The organism is Paenibacillus sp. V4I3 (assembly GCF_030817215.1).
Taxonomy (GTDB): Bacteria; Bacillota; Bacilli; order Paenibacillales; family NBRC-103111; genus Paenibacillus_E.
The window spans coordinates 5,026,721-5,042,535 of record NZ_JAUSZA010000001.1; the positions used below are offsets into that span (position 1 = coordinate 5,026,721).

Sequence of the window (15,815 nt, forward strand, 5' to 3'; positions counted from 1 at the left end):
ACGTTTTTATGTCCTCAAGTTCTTGTCAAAATCAGATGACAAGAACTTGAGGACATTCCCGATTTTGACAAGAACATTATGACATTCCCGATGGATCCCACTAAGCATTGGATTTCTATGTATTCTTAATCACGTCAGTTTCTGGTTGATTTAACTGGCGGGGGAGCTAAATAAAAACGTCGGCGTGAAACGGTGGCCGCGTTACGCTAACTGGCAGGATAGTTGAGCAATCATAGAGAATAATGATTGTATAATTCATTCCATATATAGGGGTTAAGATATGAGTTTGAAAGTAAAAGAAGACCAAGAACTTATAAAAAATTGAAAGCTGATCGCCATCAAATTTTAAGCAGTAACCGATTATGCGCAAATGATAATGTATTCATTCTTGCATAAAATCTGATTCGGGCGTATCTCACCTTGACGCTGCATTAGCCTTTATGCTACCGTAACTGATAACCATATATATTCGAGAAACGCGATTGATGAGGAAGAGTAAACAAGTATTCGAATTGCAGAGAGCCCTGCTGGTAGTGGAAGGGGTATTCGAGCTTGGAGAAAGAAGCCTCGGAGCATCAGACTGAAAGAGGGAGTAAGTCTGGCGGGTCTTCCCGTTATAGAAGAGATGTCGCAGTTAAATGCTGCATCTATGAGCGGGTCCGTTGACCCAATCAAGGTGGTACCACGGAAGCGATGCCTTTCGTCCTTGTTGAATGAGGATGAAGGGCTTTTTTTATTGTCTGAGAGTTTACTGTCTACAATCCCGAGGAGAAAGAAGGAACGATTATGAATCAAACTGAGCCTGCCCAGCGTTTATTTCCAGCTATTGAGAAGCTGCCGGAGGACGTTCTGGTCAGTTACCCCACGCGACAAATGAAAGAAGGAGCCAAGGTTACACGGTTCGCGCCTAGTCCGACCGGATTTCTTACGATTGGCGGCATCTATGCCACGCTCATTTCTGAACGGCTTGCGCATCAGAGCGGCGGCGTCTTCTACTTGCGAATTGAGGATACCGATAAGAAACGGGAAGTGGAGGGGAGCATCGGCGATATTCTTCAGGCGTTAAGCTATTGCGGTATTTATCCGGATGAAGGCCCGACTGCAGCTGGCGAAGAGGTAGGGGAATACGGTCCTTATAAGCAAACCGAACGAGCGAGCCTTTACCATGTCTTTATTAAGAATCTAATCGTGCGAGGATTAGCCTATCCTTGCTTCTGCGATGCGGATGAGCTGCAGCAAATCCGTGATAAACAGCAAGCAGCCAAGCTCAATCCGGGCTATTATGGAGAATGGGCCATTCACCGCAATCTGACGCAGGAGCAGGTTGAAGCGGAGCTGGCGACTGGAAAGCCGTATGTAATCCGGTTGAAATCGCCGGGATCACCGGATCGAAGAATCAAGTACAATGATCTGATCAAAGGTGAAATCGAAATGCCTGAGAATGAACAGGACATTGTTATCATGAAGTCCGACGGTATTCCGACCTACCATTTCGCGCATGCGGTGGACGATTGTTTGATGGGTACCACACATGTGATTCGAGGTGATGAATGGCTTGCTTCAGTTCCGATTCACCTGCAGCTATTCGACATGCTTGGCTTCCGCAGACCGGAATACGGCCACCTGGCTCCGCTGATGAAGATGGACGGTGCCTCGAAGCGCAAATTCAGCAAACGTAAAGATCCGGATGCAGCTGCGAGCTATTACGAGCAGGAAGGTTATCCGGGAATTTCAATTACGGAGTACTTGATGACGCTCATTAATTCCAATTACGAGGAGTGGCGGATGAGCCAGCCGGAAGCGCCATATTCGGAATTCATGATCGACATGAACAAAATGAACGTGAGTGGCGCGTTGTTTGATGTGAATAAGCTAGGTGACATCAGCAAGGATGTAATCGCCCGGCTACGCGCATATGAAGTATTCGAGCACACAGCAGCATGGGCGGCGGCGTACGATACGGAGTTGGAAGCGACGCTTCTTGCCAATCGAGAATATGCGACGGCGGTCTTCCAAATTGGCCGCGCGTTGGAGAAGCCGCGGAAGGATATTGCTAAGTGGTCGGACGTGAAGGATTTGTACGCGTACTTCTTCGACAAATCGTTCAGTAAGTCGGTAGCAGCGGGCTACGATTCGCTGCTTGCCTCAATGCCGTCGGAGCTGGCGAAGCAGGTCGTTCGCGAATACGCGCAAACACTTGATTTGCAAGATGACCGTGACAGCTGGTTTGGTAAAGTGAAGGCAATTGGCGTGCAACTCGGCTTCGCCAAGGATGCCAAAACGTACAAGAAGAATCCCGAACAGTATCCAGGGCACGTCGGTGACGTTGCGATGATTCTTAGAGTCGCTTTGACGGGCAGAACAATGACGCTGGATTTGTACGATATGATGCATGTTATGGGAGACGCTCGTTTACGTAACAGGCTGAACCAGTTTATCGGCTATTCTCCACGGGGATCCCGTTCTTGAACAAATCCGTTTTGACTAAGTAACGAAGAGTAGGTTGCCTTCATCTCGCGGCCTTCTCTTTTTTTATTAATCAAATAGTGATGCTCGGCAGTTTGTTCAACTAACGGAAACGATAGTTGAATCATACCTGGGAGCAGATCGCCACGGCAGCTGCTCATTGTTGTCATTAAGCTAAAGGGCAGTAGAGCGTGGTGGCAAACGGCTATTTTCACTAGGGCATGAAGGGGAAGTAACAACAGATGTTCAATGAAAATAAAGTATTTGACTGAAAATTATCAAGACCTTAGTTGAGAAAAATATATTAAAATAAAAGGGTTTACATATTAAACATAACTAATATGTAACCCCTTTTTTTTCGTACTGAGAATAAATAGCATTAATTAATGATCGATCGTTAACGGGCAGGATAGTTGAATAGAGGAGGCTTAACTCAGTTGGGAGTAGGAGCTTGCTGGCGATCGTCCTTACTATAATTAAGAATTAAGAACTCTTACAGAAAATACTCAACTTAGCGCCGATCGAGTGTTGTCTACTTTCCGTACTTGGAGAATCAATCGGCACACAGGTTAATTACATCGCTCGGCTTCTTGATTGAATCCCACTCGCACGCATTTTATGAATAATCATATGCTTTTTTGAAGAGTGCGACCAAGGGCTACCCCCTTACGAGCATTGATCAAAAAAGGGCTCTCGTTCCAATATCTCCGGTTGAAAATCACTGACTGTAATTGTCAGCAATAATTGTATACACTTAGATCAGGAGGCGATTCATGTGGTGAAAAAATCGAGTGACTTACCGATTATGTCCTTTGCCGATCCACTGTCTTTTGAGCGTTGGCTTGACGATAATTGTGATACCTCACCCGGCATCCGATTACAGATTGCGAAAAAGAATTCAGGCGTCGTTACCGTTTCCTATAACGAAGCGCTCGAGGTTGCCTTATGTTACGGATGGGTCGACAGTCAGAAAGAAGCGTTAGATGAGAAAACATGGTTGCAGCGGTTCACTCCGCGCGGAGCCAAGAGTATCTGGTCCAAAGTCAATAAAGAAAAAGCGGGACAGCTGATCACAAACGGGCGAATGAAGACTTCCGGATATAAGGCAATTGAAGAGGCCCAAAAGAACGGGAACTGGGATAAAGCCTACGAATCGCAAAGTATCGCCTCGCTGCCTGAGGACTTCACGATCGAGTTGGAGCGCAATGCCCAAGCTAAGGCGTTCTACGATACGCTTGATAGACAAAATAAATACGCAATCATATTTCGAATTCACAACGCCAAAAAAACAAGAAACCCGAGATAAGCGGATCCGGCAGTTCATCCAGATGCTTGAGAAAGGCGAAAAAATTTATCCTTCATCTCCTTAACATACCCAGCTCATCTAAGGAAGGAATGGCGAACGATGTCCAAAGCAGACCATATGCTGTCCATTCTGTGGCTACTCCGGTCGGGTAGACGAATAACCGCTAAGCAGCTCGCGAACGAGCTGGAGATCCATATTCGCACGGTATACCGATATATCGATTCGTTGTGCGCCAGCGGGGTCCCGATTATAGCCGACTCAGGGCCGAACGGAGGCTATCGGATACTCAATCAGTTCACGGAATCCCCCCTGATGTTCGATATGGAAGAGCAGAAGGCGCTAGTTCACGCTTCAACTTTCGCCCACGAGGCGGGTTACCCGTTCAAAGAAGAACTCAATCGGGCGATTAATAAGCTGAAGCGCTACACGAATGAAGAACAACTCGATCAAATCGAGCGCCATATGGAAGGCATCTCCATCATTAATCCGCCGATCGAAGAGAAGCAAAGGGATTGGCTTCGGATTTTGGAAGAGGCAGCTGCTTGGGGCAGATCAGTAGAGATGGTGTACGACAACGGCAAGCGGGAGACCCCCAGCATTCGTGAAGTCGACCCCTACGGCATTGTACATTGGAAAGGGAGTTGGTATGCCGTCGGGTATTGCAACCTTCGGAAGGCGATACGCAGCTTCAGGGTGGATCGCATTTCCCGAATCGCACCAGGCGATCGTTATTTTGAGCGGCCTTCCGAGTTCTCTGCAAAAGATTTTCTGCTGCTCAACTTACTTCCCGGCGCTTCGGATTCGGAATCTCTTATAACAGTAAAGATCCTGGGCTATGGGCAGGCGCTGGATCTCTTATGCCAGCATTGGCTATTCAGCCATACGCTTGTCGAACGTAATGAGGGACAGGCCTTATTCAGGCTTAGCCTGCCTTCATTGAAGTCCTATGTTCCTTACTTTCTTCTCCCTTACGGGAAATCGCTGGTCATTCTCGAACCGGACATGCTAATTGAAAGGCTTGTGGAAGTAAGCCGCGATATTGCGGCACATTACGAATCGACGCTATCGGTACGAATCCCAGAAAGCAAAGGATGAACGATATGAACAAATTCGCCATGTATGGAAAATTGATCACCCACCCGGGCCAGCGAGATGCGCTCGTGCAGACGATGCTGGAAGCGGCCGATCAGTTTGATTCTATGGAAGGCTACGAATTGTATATCATCAATGTGACGGAAAACGATCCGGACGTCGGTTGGATCACGGAACTTTGGAGAGACGCCAAAGCACATGCCGCTTCTCTTCAAAATGAGAATTTATTGGCATTGATCCAGAAATGCATGCCGTTGATTGTCGGCGCAGAACCGATAAAGCTGCGGCCGGTCGGCGGCAAAGGGATCTAAAGTCAGGTTCATGCAAAGAAGGGGTAGTTCCTGTCGAGGAGCGGCCCCTTCTTTTTTTCTTATTGCGGCCGAAAGAAAACCTGTACAGAAATACTGACCGTAACTGTCAGCGATTGCGAGATATGATTAGCGAGAAAGGAAAATCATGAACTTGGAGGGAAACAGGAATGTTTACCAAAATCGATGATTTCATAAAGGAGTTCGAAATGGAGTCCGCAATAACGGAACGGGTGCTAAATACGCTGACAGATGAATCGCTCACCCAAATTGTCTCGGACAATCAGAGGACCCTTGGAGAGATTGCTTGGCATCTCGTAAGCTCTATTCATTTTCTCACCTATCTGGGCTTATCCTTCGACGAGCCGTTGGCAGAGGAGGCCGCGCCTCTATCCGCGGCAAAGATTGCAAGTGAATATCGACGTATTGGAAAAGCTATGCTGCGTGCTATAGGAAGCCAATGGACGGATGAATCGCTTGGCCAGGTCGTTAACGTGGCCGGTGAAGATTGGCGGAATGGAGCTTCACTGCGGTTTACATTGCGACACGAAATTCACCACCGCGGCCAATTGACGGTATTGATGCGGCAAGCTGGTTTACGAGTCCCCCCTGTGTTGGGGCCCACTCGCGAAGACTGGATTGACAAAGGGATGAAACCGTATGCCTGAGCAAAATACTAAAATTCAATCAAGAAAGAAGGATCGTTCCATGTCTGCACGGTTTGATATTTATCAGGTGATGAAATTAGTGCCGCAAGGATTTAAGCTTCTAGGCGAGCTGGATGCGTATACTAAGTCGACTGATCTTGATCCAAAGCTTCGCGAACTGGTCAAATTCAGGGCATCGCAAATCAACGGCTGCGTATATTGCCTTTCTTATCACGCAGCCGATGCGCGAAAATTAGGGGAATCCGAAATGAGGCTTTATTGTCTCAGTGCATGGGAAGAAAGCCATCTTTACTCGGAAATGGAGAAGGCGGCATTAGAACTTACAGAGCATGTAACATTATTGCCCTCGCTTAAAGTGCCGGATCATGTGTATCAAAAGGTTAGGAAGTACTTTTCGGAAACTCAGTACATCAATCTAACGATGTTAATCATGATGATCAATAGTTGGAACCGGCTTTCGATTGCGATGGGATTCACTCCAGAAGCAGAATGAGTTAACCGGTATCCGGTTAGAGAAACGGAGAGGATTTCATTGACGAGAGAAGAAATGGAACAGGTCATTTATCGAATGTACGAAGCGTTCAATAGCAGAGATATAAACTCAGTAGATGATATTTTTACACAAGACTTTTACAGTCATCCCTTACAAGCTGGGCTTGAAGCCGTTAAAAAGACATGGGTTTCGATGTTCGAACGATTCCCGGATATTCGAGTGGTTGTCGAAGACCTGCTTGTTGAAGGCGAAAAAGCCGCAAGCCGCACTAGTATACGGGGAATAACCGCAGCAGATGCTGAAAAACAACCAATGATTCTTGAACTTATTCGAGTGGAAAGCCAACGGATTGCCGAAGTGTGGGGGCTTACGAATTTAGGAGAGGTTGTCGGGTCAAAGCGTAAGGATTAAACTAACGAATACGATAGCACAATAAACTATACCACGAGGCTGCCGCGTTTTGAACGGCGGCCTCGTTGCGCTAACGGGCAGTATAGTTGAAAAAGGAACTTAAATTTAAATCTCGAATATCTAATGTAATCGGATAGCTAAAAATTTGATGACAGACAGGAGTTAGATACAATGATAAAAGGTTTCGGAGGAATATTTTGGAGAACTAAGAATCTTGAAGTTATAAAAAAATGGTACAGTGAAGTGTTGAAGATTGAAATAGAAAATTGGAATGGGACTGTGATAAAACCCCAATTAGGAAATGAGACTATCTTTTCTTTCTTTACCGAGAATGACAGTTATTTTCCAACAGAACAACAAGTGATGTTAAATTTCCAAGTACATAATCTAAACGAGACTATTAAGCATCTTGAACATATTGGTGTACCTCTTGCAAAGAAAAAAGAGATTAGTGAATTTGGAAAGTTTATTTGGATTGAAGATCCTGAAGGTCGACTGGTCGAGCTTTGGGAGAAATAACGAGTTGTAATTCATTTGCTATTGAGCTAACTGCAGAACTACAATGAACATCATGAGAAGGCTGTCGATGCTATAGATCGGCAGCCTTCTCAGCTAACGGGCAGTCTTGCAAAATCAAAAAAGGATATTTTCAAGAGGAATGCGAAATATTTTATTTCATAATATTTTAAGAGAGGGAACAAAGAAATGATTACATTAGATTTAATGAATTCGACTGAATTCCAGGAGTATCTATATTCTGCAATTAAAAGCTATGCAGAAAGCAACGTCCAATCTGGTAACTGGAGCGAACAGGAATCTATCAGTAAGGCAACAGAACAATACGCACAACTTTTGCCGGATGGTGAGAAAACCGCTAATAATAAATTATTAACAATTCGTTCTGATGGCCAAGAGGTTGGGATGATTTGGCTGGCATTGAAACCAAACAATAAAGGGTATATCTACGATATAAAAATTAGGGAAGATTACCGAGGACGTGGATTTGGCAAGCAAGCTATGGAAGATATAGAAAAGATGGCAAGAGAATTTGGCATAAAGAGTATGGGACTTCACGTCTTTGCTCATAACAAAATAGCGCGTGGTTTATATGAAAAGTTAGGCTATAAAGAAACGAGCATCGTAATGGCAAAAGAATTATAAACTCATTTCATGTTCCACTAACGAGGAACGATACTTAAAAAGGGATCACGGCAACCGCTCAAGCCGTGATCCCTTTTTCTACTGAAGTAACCATTAAAATTGAAGGTATAGTTTATGCATTTTATTCTTTTAAAGAACAGATATGTATTTCTATAAATTACCAATATACATTACCTTCTTTGTTTTGCTATGTTTACATCAATACAAGGTAATTTGTAAATATGAGAGCAGGTTAGTTCATGAAAAAAAAGATATTATTTGTTATTGGATCCTTTTTACTGGGTGCTTGTATTTTGTACGTTTCAACAAATCAATCATTATCAGCAGAAGACCCTGTAAAAGCATTGCTAAACGATGATCAAAAGAAATTATTTGATTTTGAAAAGCAATATGATGTTGCTATGGAAAGCGAGATCAGCAGGATTTTCCCAAATAGAGAGTTCGAAACCTATGGGTACTATTATTTGAGTTCCGAAAATGCCGATAAAATCGAATACGTTTTTGTGTTGGAAATAGAAGATAACAAAACAAAAGAACTAATGACAACACTTCAAATATTATTTGGGGACAAAGGTGTTAGCTTCAAGAAAGCGAAGTACAAGATGAAGGACTTGAAACAGCTACAAATAAACCTTGCTGAAAAACTTAAGAATATTGATGGTTTTTCGTCGCACATTGATTTGAAGAGTGGAAAAGTAGTTGTTGAAGCTTATATGGAAGATTCTCAAAAAGTAGAGTTAATAACCACTTTTGGTGCAGATATGCTGGATGTCATAAACGAAGATCCCCAATCAAGTTATCACTTCCCGTCAGGCAGCAATACAAGGAGAGAAAATGGGGGTGACTTAGTGCAGAATCAAAAGAAAATGGAACAGATAAACTTCTATGAGTTTCTACCTCAATCAGGTAAGTGGACTTATAAACAACAGGTAGAAATTTACAACGAGTTTGCATTAGTTAAAAAACCCGGCGAGGAAGTAACAATGGCTGTTGGTCTAAGTGAAGAGAATAAAGTGAAACTTGATTCAAACATCATCCGATTTAAGTTAACCGAAAGAAATGCAGATGGAACATTCGTTAAACTCGTGGATGAACAACACGTACCTATAGTAAAAACGGGCTGGGACCCGAGGGTTACTGTAAAACTTCCGGAAAAAGAGGGAGCCCATTATTTCATTACAGGTGAGGTTATCGTTGGAGGCAATGTAGAGGATGTTGTCCTTAATTCATATGAAGTACCCATTCAACAAGTAAATGCTGAGATCAATTTAGATAAAGTCGCTTATCCGAGCAGTGGATCATTGACGTTTACAATGGTTAATTCAGGTCCAACTTCACTTTTTTACGGCTTAAACTATAAGATGGAACGAAACGAAAATAAAACTTGGGTTGAAGTTCCATTAAAAAGGAATCAAGCTATTTCTGCAATCGGATTGAATTTGCACGTTAGGGAAATTTGGGAACAAACAGTTACTTATAAAAATCTAAAGCCAGGCACTTACAGGATCAGTAAAGAAGTAGAAGGGAACGGAACTTCAATAGAGAAAGTGATTTACGCCGAGTTCAAAATTAAGGAATGAGTATTACCCAAAATTGAAACTTGAGCAACCATGTTTGTAATTTGGTTAGAACCATGGTTAAGTTATTTTGGAAAACGATAGGTCTGCAACGTATGTCAGCCGGTTAGAATAGGCTGCCTTTTTCAGCTAACGGGCAGAGTACATCAACAATAGGGGCTGGAAAAAAGAGGATTATTAGTGCTTTTCTCGAATAATAAAAGCCATTGACTCGAACTATAAAGAGGGCGATAGCATGAACTTACAGTCACTTTTCCTAGAACAGATCCTTGCACAGTCTTCCTTAGGTGGGCCATGCAAGCGATGTATGGCTTGTAGATACAATTTCCGGTGAATACGTTGTAAGATCATCGGGAGTGGATGAAAGTGTGGACGCTCCGTTTCTGTGGGTGTGTAGGAACTTATTCGGAATTGAATTAAGTCGCACATATGATATTGAAAGAATCAACCTTTTCTTACAGCAAACAACAACTAAAATCTGTGTACCTAAAGTACTTTCAAAGGGATTAATTGACGGAAGACAATTTGTAATTGTAGAAAAAGTGAAGGGCTCACCGCTCGACTTCTTAAATAAGCCGGCAGAGATGATGAAAGAATTTGGTAGATCCATTGGTGAAATTCATGCACGTGAATTTTATGAATGCGGTGCCCCGAACGGGAGCTTTCGATATTCCTTAAGGGATTTCCCTCAAAAACTTACAAACGCTATACGTAACCTGTCCTCACGATATTACTTGTCCAATGAAGCTGTTACCAAAATGACAGAGTATTACTGTTCATTAGCCTCTAAATTGCCCGTCCCCAAAAGTGCCTCATATATAATGTTGGATATGGATCCACGACAGTTTCTTGCAGACGAGGAGCTAGTGAGAGCAATAGTTGATACTGAAGCCTATGTACTAGGACCGCGAGAGTTCGAACTCTCGGCTTTGGAATGTTCCCTAGATCAATTCGGTGCGGATAACTTTATAACGGGATACAGTTCGGTACTACCTTTCCCTGACTTAGCACCCGTCCGTGATGTCTATCGGTTCATGTTCTACTTAATGGAAATAAAGGGCCCTTCTGTTGATTATGATAATTGGTCTTCATTCCCACATTACTTCAGCAAACTTGGTACGATAGCTGAATAAGAAAACGACAAGGCTGCCGAGGAAACGTTCGGCAGCCTTCATTACGCTATTGGGCAGGATAACGGAATGTAGCATGGAATAATTTGTATTAAGGGAGTATTCTATAAAGGGGGATTAACTTGAACCGACCAATACTAAGAGCAGAAGCAATAGTAATCCGTAAAGATGGATTAGCTGTATTAGTTCAATGTGATAAACAAGAATCATTTTATCGCTTTCCTGGTGGAGATGTTGAATTCGGAGAAACTGCTGCAGAAGCTATTAAAAGAGAATTAATTGAGGAGTTTGATTTACAATCGGATATTGGCTCACTTGCGTGTCTTAATGAAAGCATTGTTGAGTATGACGGCAAAAAGAGACATGATTGCACTATCTTACATTGGGGTTCAATTAATGATGCTCAAATTCATGAAAATTTAAATCATAACGAGCGAGAAGAAATAAAATTAACTTGGCGTACCTTCGAGCAATTGAAACAAAAACCGTTGTATCCAGAAGGTATATTGGATTTTCTTTTAGATAGAGTGGTAACAGTATCCCATTTAGTTATAAGAAAAAGCTATGATGAATAAAAGTGAGTCCTATCCTGGTTCAACTAACGGATAACGATAGTTGAATCAGAATATCGAAAGGGCTGCCGTGTGGCGGCCCTTTGCTACGATCGGTCATATAATTTGGGGGATTAACGCCATTGCACAAATGATATAATATGGAATTAATATTATTTTAAAGTTGGGGATGGAACAATGGACGGTATCATTAGGGAAGTTTATTCCCCAAGCAGAAACTATAAAGCGGTGATTATAAAAAGAGAAAAAGATGGATTGTATGAAAGTAAAATATATATGTGGTTTACTCATGACCAAGACATTCGAAAAATGTTGGATGAAGAAGGTTATTGGGGAATTGTATCTCATTATAAATCCTTATTTGATACAGAAACTAATGCTCTAAAAGTAGCAATAGAAGACCTACATTCGACTTCATGCGAGAAAATACCGAACTACGAATAAAATATCTGCTCTTATTCATTTGTTACTTACGGAAATACTTTCCGCTCAACTAACGGAAACGTTAGTTTAATGAAACAAGGAGCAGTATGCCGTGGCAGAACAGGCCATCATTCACATTGAGACCAGTTTTTCTTTTTTAAAATTATAAAAACCTTACGGGAATTCCGTAAGGCTTTCGAATGATAAAACAATTATAAGTTCAGCAAAAGATGCAACAGGGATAGGAGATAGGGGGTTACATGCACACTGGATTGCCAAGAAGATGGAATCAAACCATACTGGTGCCTTACTGGATAAACAATCCTAATAGAATGAGCCACAGCAAATGTCGAGTCACGTAATGGCTCACCTCATTTCACTTCCGGAACTTCGACGACGAACACTTCACGAATGCGGTTAAACGAGGCCTTCGGCTTCACCATAACCTTATAAGTGATACCGAATTCCCCTGGACGGATGGATGAGATGGTCCCCACTTCAATACCTTTGGGAAATACTTGTCCCAAGCTCGATGTAATGATGGTATCTCCGACTTTCATGTCACCCTCATGTTCCACCTTATTCATCACAAGCTCGCCGGTTTTGGAATCAAAGGATTCGATCATTCCGAAGGGCTGATTCTCATTGCCCTTCACTGTCACGGCGATCGCCTTGGAGTTGTTGTCGTTGTCCGTGATTTTGGTCAGCAATTGCACATTGGAATGGAAGCCGAACACTTTGCTCACTCGGCCAACCAACCCGTCAACGGTCATGACCGCCATATTCTCTTTGATGCCGGCTTTATCGCCTAAATTGATGGTAACCGTGCTGTTGTACGGATCTGGGTCGATGGTAACGACCTTGGCAATCCGGTACGTGTACACATTAGCCTGACGCTGACGCTCTGTGAAGCCAAGGTCTTCCATCAGCTGCCTGTTCTGCGATTCCAGCTCATTCAGGCGCTGCGTATCTCGCGCATACTGCGTCAAGGTCAGCTTCAGCTTCTTGTTTTCTTCATAAATGACACTGAGCTGCCGGATATCCTCAAAGAAACCCGCCACTTGCGCAGCGGGCTTATAGAAGAGTCCTTGCGTCCACGATACCGAGTCTTTGACAAACTTCTCCGGCCATGTCATCGGTACGCGTGGCCCCAGCGTTAATCCCATCAATATAAAGAAGCAGACTAGTCCGAACATCAGAAGAATCAGCCTCTTATTTCCCATGAATTTAAACAAAGTAAGCACCTTCTAACGAATTATCGTGTACTTCAACCCGACTTGTTCTTAAATAAATGAATGTTTTCGAGCGCGCGGCCTGTACCGATCGCCACGCAATCTAGCGGATTCTCGGCGACCAGAACCGGCAAGCCGGTTTCTCTGGCCAGCAAGCGATCCAGATTGCGAAGCAGACCGCCGCCTCCGGTCAACACAATGCCGCGATCCATAATATCAGCCTACAATTTAGGCGGACACTTCTCGAGCGTCCCCTTCACAACGTCAACGATCGCATTCACCGTATCCGTGAGGGATTCGGTAATTTCATCGGATGTGACACTCATCGTTTTGGGCAAACCGGAAACGAGGACGCGTCCGCGGATTTCCAGTGTTAGGGCTTGTCCATCGGAAAGGCCGAGCCGATTTCCATATTGAGCGTTTCAAACGTGCGTTCCCCTGAATATGAATAACATGGTTCAAGATGCTATTACATATTTCATAAATTTATTTTTCGTATAACGTAAAAATTATATTGTTAAAGCACGCTCACTGCAAAAGAAAACATGCTTTAATAGTCGTTGTTATGAAACTTTAGAGCGTTTTACCGAAGACTAAAATAATGAAATAAGATACTTTATTATGAAAATTATTGCTGTGATTCCAACTAGATGCAAGAGAAACTAGTTAAATGAGAATTTTTCTTTTCTCAAATTCATCTTAAACAACAGAAAGACAGTACACCAATTATTATTGTCAGCAATTCCTCTAACATTGTGATCTCCTCAAACTTAAGGATAAGGCTGAACACTTACTTGTGTCCAGTGGTATTTAATTGTCGGGTGAACAAGAACAGTATCTCATTCCCGACGGATTGCAGGAAAGTGGAGACATTAAAAGCTAACGGGCAGGACAATGCGGTAATAGTTGGTAATTTATGGTACAATAAAAGGAGATATATGGGGAAAGAGTTTATGTATTTGCGTGCCAATGTCTTAGGTATTGTTACTCGAAATTGTTCTGAAGGAAACTGCCACGCCAACTGAAACGGCAACCGCTAACCCACCCACAAAAGTATATCCATTAAAGAAGAAGGTGTTTGTATACTGGTTCAATAATGGAAAGCGGTACAGTTTAGATTCTGGATTATCCCAATCACCTAGAAGAATCATTTTTCCATTAATAAAAAGAATTTCACCATAAATCGCTGCAACAACGATGCAACAGCTACACAGAAGAATAGCCCACCTAACAGCAACTCTGCACTTGCTTGCCCAAGCATGTGTAATAGCGATTGTCAGCAAAAGTAAAGGTATATAGACAGATGCAGACAGTGTAACCGGAATGAGACCAAGATTTCCGTTACCAGAATGATGTCTTGTTGCCTCATTAGTAAAGATATCCACTCCATAGAAAAACGCTACACTTTTTGCTAGCAATAAGACCTCAGCGATATTTTTTCGTCTCATCAACTATATCCTCTATTCGTCGTAGTTTTCACTTATTTATTTAGACTAAGGAAACTGGAAAAAGGTTGCAAATGACAATAAGCATTGAACTATCGGCGAACGATAGCTCAATCATGACACGACGGCAGCCGGCCACCGATCGGCTGCCGTTGTCCGAGGGAAGTAACGGGCAGGTTATTTGAATAAATTTATGAAACATATTCCAATATGGCGCGTAGTCAGTGCAGCTGGGTTACAAGATAATAGGTCGCTTGAAGAGAAAACGAGCAGACCAATACAGGAGGTGCAACAACAAAATCTTGAAGAATCTGCTAAGGGCATCGTTACAGATTATTTTAATGCCATTATTAAGGAAGGTGACGCTGGTGGAGTAACCCCGTTAGTAGCTTTTTCATTGGGAAAAGTGGACATTTCAGATTCAGCAAATATCAAAGTATCGGTGGATTTGAAGTATAAAGATGATAATATGGAATTGCCTTCAGTAGATTATTCAGTTGTTCGAGTTGATGATAAGTATCAAGTACAGAAACAAGTTTGTATATTTGATGCAATTCCAGGTTCTCCTACAAAAGGCACAGCGTCTTGCAGCAAGATTTTTATTGAGCATGAAAATGGATTGATGACCGTTCCTGGTAGAAAATAACTAATGACATTCACTTTTAAAAACCACGCACGATAGTTGAAAAATGGCTGCTTCGGCAGCTATTTTATTTGCCCTACTAACGGGGCAGATTATTGAAATAGCTTGTGTATAAGAAAGTTATAAATGGAAACTTTTTACTTGTTCCCTTCGTCTTATTCTTTAGAACTGAATGTTGGGAGTGATGAGTATGAAAAAGTTTGTTTTAGGTCTAATTTGCGGCATTGGTTTAACCGCAACAACTGCTGTTTATGCGTCTGACATGATACAAGCGTACTTATTTCCAGTCAAGTACGAACTTAATGGTCAAACTAAACAATTAGATAGCAGTTATACCACATTAAATTATAATGGTCATGCTTATGTACCTGTTCGTTTTGTTGCCGAGAGTCTTGGAGTAGGTATAAGGTATATAGATAAAGATAAGGTTATTTCCATCATGAATGAACCTACAAACATCGACGAATTTGCAAAAAAGGTTTGGCTAATCCATTTTCGTTTGAATATAGGTTATGATCAAAAATATGTTAAAGAACTTATTGGTGAGCCAGTAGTAGAAAGAACAAATGAAGATAATCAGCAAGCAGCATGGAGATATGATTATATGGCAACTCAAGGATATCAATATGGCAATTTAAGTAATATTGATCTTGAGGGTCTCGGACAAGGAAAGATACGGGGACAATTATTGATTAATTGGTCTAACGAAGGCAAATTAGAAAAGATTGAATTCTGGTACACTAGTTCGGTTACTGATGTAGATAGGAAAACTTATTCATACCATCTTAATCAAGATGGTTCGACATCTGAATTCATGTATGAATAATCAACAGTATTGGAGCTGGAGGACCTTTAAATTTAAATGAAATCATTGATATTTTTAAAAAC

At 42.3% G+C, this 15,815-nt stretch carries 18 protein-coding genes, 1 pseudogene and 1 other annotated feature; of the genes and pseudogenes, 16 read left to right on the top strand and 3 right to left on the bottom strand.

Annotated elements, in window-relative coordinates; genetic code table 11:
* Positions 1-472: 472 nt before the first annotated feature.
* Positions 473-711 (top strand) — a binding site (T-box leader).
* Between the two features lie 75 nt (positions 712-786).
* The 14 genes from gltX to QFZ77_RS23220 all read left to right on the top strand — a co-directional run bounded on the left by gltX (position 787) and on the right by QFZ77_RS23220 (position 11,628).
* Positions 787-2,469, top strand: a complete 1,683-nt coding sequence (gene gltX, locus QFZ77_RS23155; RefSeq protein ID WP_307442990.1) for a glutamate--tRNA ligase — start codon at positions 787-789, stop codon at positions 2,467-2,469.
* Between the two features lie 772 nt (positions 2,470-3,241).
* On the top strand, positions 3,242-3,772 hold the full coding sequence (locus tag QFZ77_RS23160) for a YdeI/OmpD-associated family protein (protein ID WP_307442992.1): 531 nt from the start codon (positions 3,242-3,244) through the stop codon (positions 3,770-3,772).
* Complete coding sequence (locus tag QFZ77_RS23165; protein WP_307449771.1) at positions 3,714-3,836, top strand: YdeI/OmpD-associated family protein; 123 nt, start codon at positions 3,714-3,716, stop codon at positions 3,834-3,836. Before QFZ77_RS23160 ends, QFZ77_RS23165 begins: the two co-directional genes overlap by 59 nt.
* A gap of 35 nt (positions 3,837-3,871) precedes the next feature.
* Positions 3,872-4,867: a helix-turn-helix transcriptional regulator gene (locus tag QFZ77_RS23170; RefSeq protein WP_307442993.1), complete on the top strand. Its 996-nt coding sequence runs from the start codon at positions 3,872-3,874 to the stop codon at positions 4,865-4,867.
* 5 nt (positions 4,868-4,872) lie between these two features.
* Complete coding sequence (locus QFZ77_RS23175) at positions 4,873-5,175, top strand: putative quinol monooxygenase (protein WP_307442995.1); 303 nt, start codon at positions 4,873-4,875, stop codon at positions 5,173-5,175.
* A 167-nt stretch (positions 5,176-5,342) separates the two neighbouring features.
* Positions 5,343-5,840 carry a DinB family protein gene (locus QFZ77_RS23180; protein ID WP_307442996.1) on the top strand — a complete coding sequence of 166 codons (498 nt, stop codon included), beginning with the start codon at positions 5,343-5,345 and terminating at the stop codon, positions 5,838-5,840.
* A 40-nt stretch (positions 5,841-5,880) separates the two neighbouring features.
* The gene (locus QFZ77_RS23185; RefSeq protein WP_307449777.1) at positions 5,881-6,333 is read left to right on the top strand and encodes a carboxymuconolactone decarboxylase family protein; all 453 of its coding nucleotides are present in this window, start codon (positions 5,881-5,883) and stop codon (positions 6,331-6,333) included.
* A gap of 39 nt (positions 6,334-6,372) precedes the next feature.
* Complete coding sequence (locus tag QFZ77_RS23190; protein ID WP_307442998.1) at positions 6,373-6,744, top strand: ester cyclase; 372 nt, start codon at positions 6,373-6,375, stop codon at positions 6,742-6,744.
* 171 nt (positions 6,745-6,915) lie between these two features.
* On the top strand, positions 6,916-7,263 hold the full coding sequence (locus tag QFZ77_RS23195; protein WP_047685110.1) for a VOC family protein: 348 nt from the start codon (positions 6,916-6,918) through the stop codon (positions 7,261-7,263).
* Between the two features lie 186 nt (positions 7,264-7,449).
* Complete coding sequence (locus QFZ77_RS23200; RefSeq protein ID WP_307442999.1) at positions 7,450-7,905, top strand: GNAT family N-acetyltransferase; 456 nt, start codon at positions 7,450-7,452, stop codon at positions 7,903-7,905.
* A gap of 239 nt (positions 7,906-8,144) precedes the next feature.
* The gene (locus QFZ77_RS23205) at positions 8,145-9,485 is read left to right on the top strand and encodes an immunoglobulin-like domain-containing protein (RefSeq protein WP_307443001.1); all 1,341 of its coding nucleotides are present in this window, start codon (positions 8,145-8,147) and stop codon (positions 9,483-9,485) included.
* Between the two features lie 365 nt (positions 9,486-9,850).
* Positions 9,851-10,615 (top strand): hypothetical protein, encoded by a 765-nt coding sequence (locus QFZ77_RS23210; RefSeq protein WP_307443003.1) that lies wholly within the window; start codon positions 9,851-9,853, stop codon positions 10,613-10,615.
* A gap of 119 nt (positions 10,616-10,734) precedes the next feature.
* On the top strand, positions 10,735-11,187 hold the full coding sequence (locus QFZ77_RS23215) for an NUDIX domain-containing protein (protein ID WP_307443004.1): 453 nt from the start codon (positions 10,735-10,737) through the stop codon (positions 11,185-11,187).
* 174 nt (positions 11,188-11,361) lie between these two features.
* Positions 11,362-11,628, top strand: a complete 267-nt coding sequence (locus QFZ77_RS23220; RefSeq protein ID WP_307443005.1) for a hypothetical protein — start codon at positions 11,362-11,364, stop codon at positions 11,626-11,628.
* Between the two features lie 350 nt (positions 11,629-11,978).
* Here the strand turns inward: QFZ77_RS23220 and mreC are convergent, their stop codons facing one another.
* The 3 genes and pseudogenes from mreC to QFZ77_RS23235 all read right to left on the bottom strand — a co-directional run bounded on the left by mreC (position 11,979) and on the right by QFZ77_RS23235 (position 14,287).
* Positions 11,979-12,851, bottom strand: a complete 873-nt coding sequence (mreC, locus tag QFZ77_RS23225; protein ID WP_307443006.1) for a rod shape-determining protein MreC — start codon at positions 12,849-12,851, stop codon at positions 11,979-11,981.
* 23 nt (positions 12,852-12,874) lie between these two features.
* Positions 12,875-13,278 (bottom strand): annotated as a pseudogene (locus QFZ77_RS23230) (rod shape-determining protein); the annotation flags it as partial.
* 535 nt (positions 13,279-13,813) lie between these two features.
* Complete coding sequence (locus tag QFZ77_RS23235; RefSeq protein ID WP_307443009.1) at positions 13,814-14,287, bottom strand: hypothetical protein; 474 nt, start codon at positions 14,285-14,287, stop codon at positions 13,814-13,816.
* Positions 14,288-14,465: 178 nt separating this feature from the next.
* Here QFZ77_RS23235 and QFZ77_RS23240 point away from each other — a divergent pair, with 178 nt between their 5' ends.
* Both QFZ77_RS23240 and QFZ77_RS23245 read left to right on the top strand, forming a co-directional pair.
* Positions 14,466-14,930 (top strand): hypothetical protein, encoded by a 465-nt coding sequence (locus tag QFZ77_RS23240; protein WP_307443010.1) that lies wholly within the window; start codon positions 14,466-14,468, stop codon positions 14,928-14,930.
* Positions 14,931-15,117: 187 nt separating this feature from the next.
* The gene (locus QFZ77_RS23245) at positions 15,118-15,753 is read left to right on the top strand and encodes a stalk domain-containing protein (protein WP_307443013.1); all 636 of its coding nucleotides are present in this window, start codon (positions 15,118-15,120) and stop codon (positions 15,751-15,753) included.
* The last annotated feature ends 62 nt before the right edge of the window (positions 15,754-15,815 follow it).

What these genes read in the sequence shown, in the direction of transcription:
- gltX (WP_307442990.1), top strand. Translation starts at nt 787, where the DNA reads ATGAATCAAACTGAGCCTGCCCAGCGTTTATTTCCAGCTATTGAGAAG.
- QFZ77_RS23170 (WP_307442993.1), top strand. Translation starts at nt 3,872, where the DNA reads ATGTCCAAAGCAGACCATATGCTGTCCATTCTGTGGCTACTCCGGTCG.
- QFZ77_RS23175 (WP_307442995.1), top strand. Translation starts at nt 4,873, where the DNA reads ATGAACAAATTCGCCATGTATGGAAAATTGATCACCCACCCGGGCCAG.
- QFZ77_RS23180 (WP_307442996.1), top strand. Translation starts at nt 5,343, where the DNA reads ATGTTTACCAAAATCGATGATTTCATAAAGGAGTTCGAAATGGAGTCC.
- QFZ77_RS23185 (WP_307449777.1), top strand. Translation starts at nt 5,881, where the DNA reads ATGTCTGCACGGTTTGATATTTATCAGGTGATGAAATTAGTGCCGCAA.
- QFZ77_RS23195 (WP_047685110.1), top strand. Translation starts at nt 6,916, where the DNA reads ATGATAAAAGGTTTCGGAGGAATATTTTGGAGAACTAAGAATCTTGAA.
- QFZ77_RS23200 (WP_307442999.1), top strand. Translation starts at nt 7,450, where the DNA reads ATGATTACATTAGATTTAATGAATTCGACTGAATTCCAGGAGTATCTA.
- QFZ77_RS23205 (WP_307443001.1), top strand. Translation starts at nt 8,145, where the DNA reads ATGAAAAAAAAGATATTATTTGTTATTGGATCCTTTTTACTGGGTGCT.
- QFZ77_RS23220 (WP_307443005.1), top strand. Translation starts at nt 11,362, where the DNA reads ATGGACGGTATCATTAGGGAAGTTTATTCCCCAAGCAGAAACTATAAA.
- QFZ77_RS23235 (WP_307443009.1), bottom strand. Translation starts at nt 14,287, where the DNA reads ATGAGACGAAAAAATATCGCTGAGGTCTTATTGCTAGCAAAAAGTGTA.
- QFZ77_RS23245 (WP_307443013.1), top strand. Translation starts at nt 15,118, where the DNA reads ATGAAAAAGTTTGTTTTAGGTCTAATTTGCGGCATTGGTTTAACCGCA.